The organism is Cognaticolwellia aestuarii, from assembly GCF_002000025.1.
GTDB classification, from domain to species: Bacteria; Pseudomonadota; Gammaproteobacteria; order Enterobacterales; family Alteromonadaceae; genus Cognaticolwellia; species Cognaticolwellia aestuarii.
This window is the reverse complement of the sequence record NZ_MUZV01000015.1, coordinates 64,025-71,587: the sequence shown is the minus strand read 5'-3', so window position 1 is coordinate 71,587 and position 7,563 is coordinate 64,025. Positions and strand designations below refer to the sequence as shown.

The window sequence follows — 7,563 nt, the reverse complement described above, 5'->3', positions numbered from 1 at the left end:
CTCACCATGATAAAACTATTGTGTAAGTTAACGTGCTACAACACGTTATGGTTATTAGCCGATGAGCACGCAAGCCGTGTCAATTCAACTTAGCGTACATTCGAATACAGAACCACAATAAAGCCAGACGATTTATATTCAAATCAAGCTTTAATGCGCGCTATGGTAGGGAATTAATCCATAGAACGCAAGCTGATTTGAGGAATGCCAGTTTAGTTGTCCAATTTATAAACTACCGATAACAAAGTTACTGCTTTTTCATCTCAGCATTAAAGTTTAACATGCGATCAAGTGATTTAAGAGCGCCTGTACGTAGTGACATATCAACAAAGACTTCTCGCCCTTGCGGATCAAGTAATGCTTGCTCTATTTCTTTTAGGCCATTCATCGCCATCCAAGGACAATGTGCACAGCTACGACATGTTGCCCCTTCACCAGCAGTAGGGGCTTCAAAAAACTCTTTATCAGGACACAGCTGCTGCATTTTATAGAAAATACCGCGATCGGTAGCAACAATAAACTTTTTATTTGTTAGCTCTTGTGCCGCTTTGATCAGCTGACTAGTTGAGCCAACGGCATCTGCCAGGTCAATTATTTCAGCTGGTGATTCTGGGTGAACAAGAACAGCGGCATCCGGGTGAAGTGCCTTCATATCATGTAGGGCTTTAGTTTTGAATTCATCATGAACAATACAAGCGCCCTGCCACATGATCATATCCGCACCGGTCTGTTTTTCAATATATGAACCTAGGTGGCGGTCAGGACCCCAAAGAATTTTTTCACCTAAGTCATCAAGATGCTCAACAATTTCTAGCGCACACGAAGAGGTAACAATCCAATCGGCTCGTGCTTTTACCGCTGTTGATGTATTAGCGTAGACAACAACTGTTCTATCAGGATGTTGATCGCAAAAAGCATTAAACTCTTCAATAGGACACCCTAAGTCCAGCGAACACGTTGCTTCTAAAGTCGGCATCACCACTGTTTTTTCAGGGGTTAATACTTTTGCCGTTTCGCCCATAAAGCGTACTCCAGCAACAATGAGCGTTTCTGCTGGATGGTTATTGCCAAACCTTGCCATTTCTAGTGAGTCTGCAACACAACCACCGGTTTCTTCAGCTAGTGCCTGAATTTCGGGATCAGTATAATAATGAGCGACCAACACAGCATTTTTTTCTTTCAATAAGATTTTGATGCGTGCTTTATACTCTTCACGCTCTGCGTCACTTAATGGTGCAGGCTTTTGTGGAAATTGAAAGTCAAAGTCAACGGCTAAATTTGCTTGGGTCATATCTATTCTCAATGAGTGCCTTAAAATCGAGAGAATTATAAGGTATAGGGCAATAAAAGTGTACTACGAATGTAACCTAGGTAAGTACTTATGATAATAAGAGTTATAGAATAAATATAAAGTATGGCTGATTAAAATAATGCTTGAAGAATAATTGATTTATTATATACAGAAAAAAATTAGAAAATATTGAAGAAATTAAAAGTGGTCGGTCGTGAAGGATTTGAACCTTCGACAAATTGGTTAAAAGCCAACTGCTCTACCAACTGAGCTAACGACCGATAAACTACTTTTAATTTTTTAAATGAATTTATAAGAAATAAAAACATTTCCACTTAACTCTACAAATAGAGAAAGTGGTCGGTCGTGAAGGATTTGAACCTTCGACAAATTGGTTAAAAGCCAACTGCTCTACCAACTGAGCTAACGACCGATACATATACTACTTAAACAAATGCCAACCACATTATTGGTAAAAAAGTGGTCGGTCGTGAAGGATTTGAACCTTCGACAAATTGGTTAAAAGCCAACTGCTCTACCAACTGAGCTAACGACCGACATTTGCTTGCGTTGCACTACTCGTCCAACGCGGGGCATATAATACCCATAAAAAATTTTAGTGCAACAACAATTTTAAGCTTTTTTAAACTTTATCGTCCGTTCGGACAAAAACCAACCAATACGAACAACTTATCAACAACGTTTATGGTTTTAAGCTGTTTAACCTTGGTTGCGCTAACTTAGCCGCACTTGAATTTGGGTACTCAGCTATCAGTTTTTGATAAATAGTAATTGCCTTGACTGGATTATTCTCTTTTTGTTCAACCATAGCCAGTTTCAACATTGCATCACTACGTTTACTAGACTCAGGGTAATCACTAACGACTAAATCAAATTCTTGTCGTGCTTTAGCCATTTCACCTTTGTTAAACAATAGTTGTCCTAACCAATAGTGTGCGTTCGCTGCATAGCTTGAATTAGGGTACTTTTGATTAAATGCTTCAAACTCAGGTATGGCTTGTTCGTAGCGTTTATCTTTTAGCACCATATTTACGGCACGATCATAAGCTTCATTTTCAGTTAAGTTATTACTGTAATTTACCTTACCAGCACTATTAGCATCTGCAGAAATTGCAGCAGGAGCTTTATTTGCCGGTTTTAATGCTTCAGATACTCTACGATCAAGTTCTTGATAGAGTTCACGTTGACGCTCTAGTACTTGACTCAACTGATAGGTATGAAGTTCAGTAATACCGCGCAGTTCATTAACTTCATTTTGTAAGTCATCCAACTGTCGTTGTACATTAACTTGCGCTCGATTACGCGCATCAAGCTTACGTTCGAGGCTTACCAGTTGTTCACTTAAGCTTGCTTTGGCACCGTTGGTAGGTGTACCAGCCATTACTTCAATAACAGGAGCAGGTTCTGCTGCTACTACCAAATTGGTAGCAACAGCAAAGGACATCCCGAATAGAATGCTATTGGGTTTCATTTAATTACCTGATTAGTAAACTAATACAGCACGACGGTTTTTAGCAAACGCGCCTTCACTGCGATCTTTAACCATAGGTTTTTCTTCACCATAACTTACTGTACTTAGTTGTGAAGCTGAAACGCCCATATTTTCTAAGTAGGTTTCGATAGACTTTGCACGACGCTCACCTAAAGCAATGTTGTACTCTGGCGTACCACGCTCATCTGCATGGCCTTCGATTAGCACATTTACGTTAGTGTTTTCGTTAAGAAACTTTGCATGGGCATCAAGAACAGCAGAAAAACTACCACTTACTGTTGATTTATCAAAATCAAAGTAAACAATGTGCTCAGAACGTAATCTCTCAATTTCTTGACGTTTTTTAGCTTCAATCTCATCAGCACGTTTCATTGCTGCAACTTTTACACGTTCAGCTTCGTCTCGAGCCTTTTGCTCAGCCATTGCTGCTTCGTTAGTTTGCATTGCACTAGCGTCTTCGCTAGCAGAGTCTGATGAACTACAGGCTGATAAAGCCATAATAGGTAAAACAACCGCTAAAGCTTTTACTGTTTTATTCAAGCGCATTTTATGTGTCCTTATTATCTACAAATTAAATTACTAATAATTATTATAAAAATGGTGACCATGAAGGAGACTTCACTTCACCATCAAGTGCTGGCAATCTAGCCTTAAACCTTCCATCTACAGAAACTAAACTTAGTACCTGTCGGTTATTGTGTAAAGTACTATAAATTATCATTCCACCATTAGGCGAAATACTTGGGGATTCATCCAAACGAGTACTTGTTAGTACTTGAAAAATTCCTGAATCAAATTCTTGCTTAGCTAGATGATACTTGCCACGTGTACGATTTACCATCACTAATTGACGACCATCGGGTGTTAACGAGCCACCTAAGTTCATTTCGCCATCAAATGTTAGCCTTCTAACCTTACCACTGACTAAATTTACGCGATATAGCTGTGCTTTTCCACCACGCTCGGAACTAAATATCAATGAATTACCATCAGGTGTCCAACTTGGCTCGGTATCTATTGCACGATGGCGTGTCACACGACGTAACTTTTTACTCGCGACATCCATAACATATAACTCTGGGTTTCCATCTTTGGAAAGTACCATGGCGAGTTTTTTACCATCAGGTGACCACTTAGGGGCACTGTTAATGCCTTCAAAAGAAGTGATTAAATTACGTTGACCTGAATAAATATCGATCACGTGAATTTGTGCTTGGCGGTTCTCAAATGTTACATAAGCTAACTTACTACCATTTGGGTGCCAGGCTGGTGACATCAAAGGTTCTTTAGAGCTCAGCAGCACATGTTCATTAAAACCATCGTAGTCAGCAATCACTAACTGATATGGATACTCACCGTTATCTCGAACAATAACATAAGAAATTTTTGTTAAAAATGCCCCACGAGTACCGGTAAGTTTTTCATAAACCACATCACTGATACGATGTGCGTAACGACGAAATTGCTCAGCACCGATTTCCACACTGCTTTCATCTAAGATATGATCTGAGGTTCGCACTAGCTCACCATTACTTAACATTTGGGTTTCACCGCCGGTGACTTGACCGCGAATAACATCAACAAGCTGATATTTTACTTGATAACGACCGATAGAAGTTTCACTCACCTCTCCAATGACAATCGCTTCAACACCTTCACTTGCCCAGGCAGCATAATCCACCTCACCGTCATCACTAGGCGACTGTGGAAAGCGCAAATCACTAATCGGGCTAAACTTACCACTGCGCAGTAGATCATCACTGATCACTTGAGACAAACGTTCAGGCATCACACCTGTTCCTGTCCATTTAAAAGGAACAACAGCAATTGGGCGCGCTGTATTGATCCCTTCAGTGATGATAATTTCAATAACAGCTGAACTTGAGAAAGCCACTGTTGCTAATAAAGTGAGTAATATCGTCTTAAAAATTTTCATAAGTCTCTTAAAGTTATTTATTCCACAGGAGCAAAGGTTAATTTAACTTCTACTAATTCCTTGTTTACATCTACGTCATCTGACATTGGGAATTTATTTACGCGATAAACTGCATTTTCAGTAGCATCACAAATAATTTTTCCTCCAGAATTAACCACCACGTATTTAATACTACCTTCTAATGTTAAGTGCACAGTTACACTACAAGAGTTACCTTTATGTTCACCTTGTAAATTTCTCAAGATTAGACCGTAAAAGATTCCGGTGTATTTTTCAACTTCGGTCATCATTTGTTGCCGACGCGCTTGTTGACGATTAGCCATGTCTTCAGCCATTTGCTGCTCTAATCTTTTTTGCTGTTCAGCTCGCTCTCGAGCTTCCTGCTCTTTTCGTTTGCGCTCTGCAGCTTTCTTTTTACGTAAATCTTCCGCTTTTTTAGCCGCGGCTTCCTCTTTTACTCGTTTAGCGCGGGCATCGGCTGCAGCTTTATCAGCCCGCTGCTTTTCAAGCTCTTTTTGTTTACGTAATTTATCTGCAGCATTAGCTTTAGCCTTAGCTTTTTTAGCCGCGTTATCTGCCGCTCTTTTTTCTTGCTCTTTTTTCTTGCGCTGACGCTCAAGGTTTTTAATTCGCAGCTCTTCATTTTTACGCTTGGTTTTTGCTGTTGCAATACTATCCTCAAGATCTTTAAGTTTCTTGGCATCATCTGCCTTTTGCTTTTTAATCTTATTAATTTGCGCCTCGACTTTTCCTCGATCGACGACAACCGCCTGAATTGGCTCCGATTGTGCTGACGGCTTTGTTGGCTTTGGCGGTAGCGAGAAATCACCTAATAACAAGACTGCCGCTAACACTATATGTATGGCAAAACTCAATGCTAAAGGGGTCGAATACTTAGATGACACTACTTACTCTCCGGGCTATCAGTCATTAAACCAACCGATGGTACACCGGCTACTTTTTGTAACATAACCATTAATTGAATAACGGCATCATAAGAGACAGCTCCATCGCCATTCACTACAACTGGAGTATCTGGCTCAAGTTTTAAGTGTGCGGCAACTAAAGTCGCAACTTCTTCTGCCGACATAGGTTTATTTTTACTCGTGCCAACGGCTAAATAGTAATTACCTTCTGCATCAACAGAAGCAACTAATGGTGGCTTCATATCCTTACTTAAAGGCTCTGCATCTGCCTGAGGTAAATCTACCTTTACGCCTTGTGTTATCAACGGTGCTGTTACCATAAAGATAATCAACAATACCAACATAACATCAATATAAGGTACTACATTTATCTCAGCGACCTTGCGGCGCCTAACTCGATTATACATAGTTATTGCCTACCTTAGCTGTGTTGTTCTGTCGCTGTTTGTCGCTGTAAAATACTTGAAAACTCTTCCATAAAATTACCGTAACTGTTTTCCAGTTTTTCAACATTGTGACTAAAACGGTTAAAGGCCATTACCGCAGGAATCGCGGCAAATAACCCCATGGCTGTAGCGATTAATGCTTCAGCAATACCAGGTGCAACCATGGCAAGCGTTGCTTGCTCGACCGCGCCTAAAGCAATAAATGAATTCATAATCCCCCAAACAGTACCAAACAAACCGATATAAGGACTTATAGAACCTACTGTAGCCATAAATGGTAAGTGTGTTTCTAAGCTATCAACTTCTCTTGATAATGCCACCCGCATTGCTCTATGCGTGCCATCAACAATAACTTGTGGTGCATATGCATGCGTTTTACGCAAACGTGCAAACTCGCGAAAACCAGAAACAAAAAGATTCTCAATGCCATCGACATGCTCTTTTGCTGATACTTCACTGTAGAGTTTACTCAGATCAGCACCACTCCAAAACTTATCTTCGAAGGTTTGTAATTGACTTCGCGCTGCCATTAATACTTTACGACGCTGAAAAATCATCGTCCAACAAGCGATAGAGAAACCAAGTAGAGTCAACATTACAAGTTGAACTAAAAGACTAGCTTCTAAAAATAAATCAAAAAATGAGAGTTCAGCTGACACGTTTTAATGCTCCTAATATGCTTTTTGGGATAATACAAGGTTTAACAACAGACAGATCAACACAGGCGACTTTAATTTCAACTGTGCATAATGTTATTTCATGCTGATTTACTATTTGCTGTAAAAAGACCACACTGGCCGATTTTAATTGTTTTATGGTTGTTGTAATCGTTAGCAAGTCATCAAGCTTGGCTGACGCCTTGTTATCCATCACAACTTTTGTGACCACAAAACCTATGTTTTGTTCTAAAAATATTGACTGATTAATACCAAGCGCTCTAAGCCACTCAGTTCTTGCCCGTTCAAAAAACTTTAAATAATTAGCATAATAAACGATACCACCGACATCGGTATCTTCGTAATAAACGCGAATAGTATGTTGATGACTGTTCAATGACATTAATTTATTCAAATAATTTTATAAAAACCTTAGGAAGCTTATCTTAATAGATAAAGCTCACACGCGACAAGGGTTAAGCGACTTTCTTTAACACTATTTCAATAATAAGTTTAATTACTGAATGAATTTACTCTGTCTTTTGTACTCAACCAGTACTTCGCATTAGTTTTTCTAATGGTTAATATAAATTTATTTCGTTTGTTAGGATAAAGTTATCTGATTAAAATAGCTTTACTTTTTGAGCTAGGGCACGAATCTTTCTTTTATTGACTGCTGTGTTGATGAATATTCCTTTAGCCCATAAATTTTTGAATTGGTATTGCTACCTCCCTATTGCATACTTTTTGGAAACCTTATTTCCTTCTATCAACTTAATATTCTAAGTTGGCCCA

At 39.3% G+C, this 7,563-nt stretch carries 8 protein-coding genes and 3 tRNA genes; all 11 read right to left on the bottom strand.

Annotated features, from left to right (window positions below):
* Positions 1–247: 247 nt before the first annotated feature.
* Positions 248–1,291: a quinolinate synthase NadA gene (gene nadA, locus B0169_RS17580; RefSeq protein WP_077288215.1), complete on the bottom strand. Its 1,044-nt coding sequence runs from the start codon at positions 1,289–1,291 to the stop codon at positions 248–250.
* Between the two features lie 205 nt (positions 1,292–1,496).
* Positions 1,497–1,572: transfer RNA gene (locus tag B0169_RS17575), tRNA-Lys, on the bottom strand.
* A 76-nt stretch (positions 1,573–1,648) separates the two neighbouring features.
* Positions 1,649–1,724 (bottom strand) — tRNA-Lys (locus B0169_RS17570).
* A gap of 48 nt (positions 1,725–1,772) precedes the next feature.
* Positions 1,773–1,848: transfer RNA gene (locus B0169_RS17565), tRNA-Lys, on the bottom strand.
* 146 nt (positions 1,849–1,994) lie between these two features.
* Entirely contained in the window at positions 1,995–2,783 is a 789-nt protein-coding gene (gene ybgF / locus B0169_RS17560; RefSeq protein WP_077288214.1) for a tol-pal system protein YbgF, read from the bottom strand.
* Between the two features lie 12 nt (positions 2,784–2,795).
* Complete coding sequence (pal, locus tag B0169_RS17555; RefSeq protein ID WP_077288213.1) at positions 2,796–3,350, bottom strand: peptidoglycan-associated lipoprotein Pal; 555 nt, start codon at positions 3,348–3,350, stop codon at positions 2,796–2,798.
* Between the two features lie 43 nt (positions 3,351–3,393).
* The gene (gene tolB / locus B0169_RS17550) at positions 3,394–4,740 is read right to left on the bottom strand and encodes a Tol-Pal system beta propeller repeat protein TolB (RefSeq protein ID WP_077288212.1); all 1,347 of its coding nucleotides are present in this window, start codon (positions 4,738–4,740) and stop codon (positions 3,394–3,396) included.
* A gap of 17 nt (positions 4,741–4,757) precedes the next feature.
* Positions 4,758–5,645, bottom strand: a complete 888-nt coding sequence (gene tolA / locus B0169_RS17545) for a cell envelope integrity protein TolA (RefSeq protein WP_077288211.1) — start codon at positions 5,643–5,645, stop codon at positions 4,758–4,760.
* Positions 5,645–6,073, bottom strand: a complete 429-nt coding sequence (tolR, locus tag B0169_RS17540; RefSeq protein ID WP_077288210.1) for a protein TolR — start codon at positions 6,071–6,073, stop codon at positions 5,645–5,647. Before tolR ends, tolA begins: the two co-directional genes overlap by 1 nt.
* Before the next feature lie 14 nt (positions 6,074–6,087).
* Positions 6,088–6,771: a protein TolQ gene (gene tolQ / locus B0169_RS17535; RefSeq protein ID WP_077288209.1), complete on the bottom strand. Its 684-nt coding sequence runs from the start codon at positions 6,769–6,771 to the stop codon at positions 6,088–6,090.
* A complete protein-coding gene (gene ybgC / locus B0169_RS17530) occupies positions 6,761–7,171 on the bottom strand; it encodes a tol-pal system-associated acyl-CoA thioesterase (protein ID WP_077288208.1) in 411 nt (136 codons plus the stop codon). The genes tolQ and ybgC overlap by 11 nt, the downstream gene beginning before the upstream one ends.
* Positions 7,172–7,563: the final 392 nt, after the last annotated feature.

What these genes read in the sequence shown, in the direction of transcription:
- nadA (WP_077288215.1), bottom strand. Translation starts at nt 1,291, where the DNA reads ATGACCCAAGCAAATTTAGCCGTTGACTTTGACTTTCAATTTCCACAA.
- tolR (WP_077288210.1), bottom strand. Translation starts at nt 6,073, where the DNA reads ATGTATAATCGAGTTAGGCGCCGCAAGGTCGCTGAGATAAATGTAGTA.
- tolB (WP_077288212.1), bottom strand. Translation starts at nt 4,740, where the DNA reads ATGAAAATTTTTAAGACGATATTACTCACTTTATTAGCAACAGTGGCT.
- ybgF (WP_077288214.1), bottom strand. Translation starts at nt 2,783, where the DNA reads ATGAAACCCAATAGCATTCTATTCGGGATGTCCTTTGCTGTTGCTACC.
- ybgC (WP_077288208.1), bottom strand. Translation starts at nt 7,171, where the DNA reads ATGTCATTGAACAGTCATCAACATACTATTCGCGTTTATTACGAAGAT.
- pal (WP_077288213.1), bottom strand. Translation starts at nt 3,350, where the DNA reads ATGCGCTTGAATAAAACAGTAAAAGCTTTAGCGGTTGTTTTACCTATT.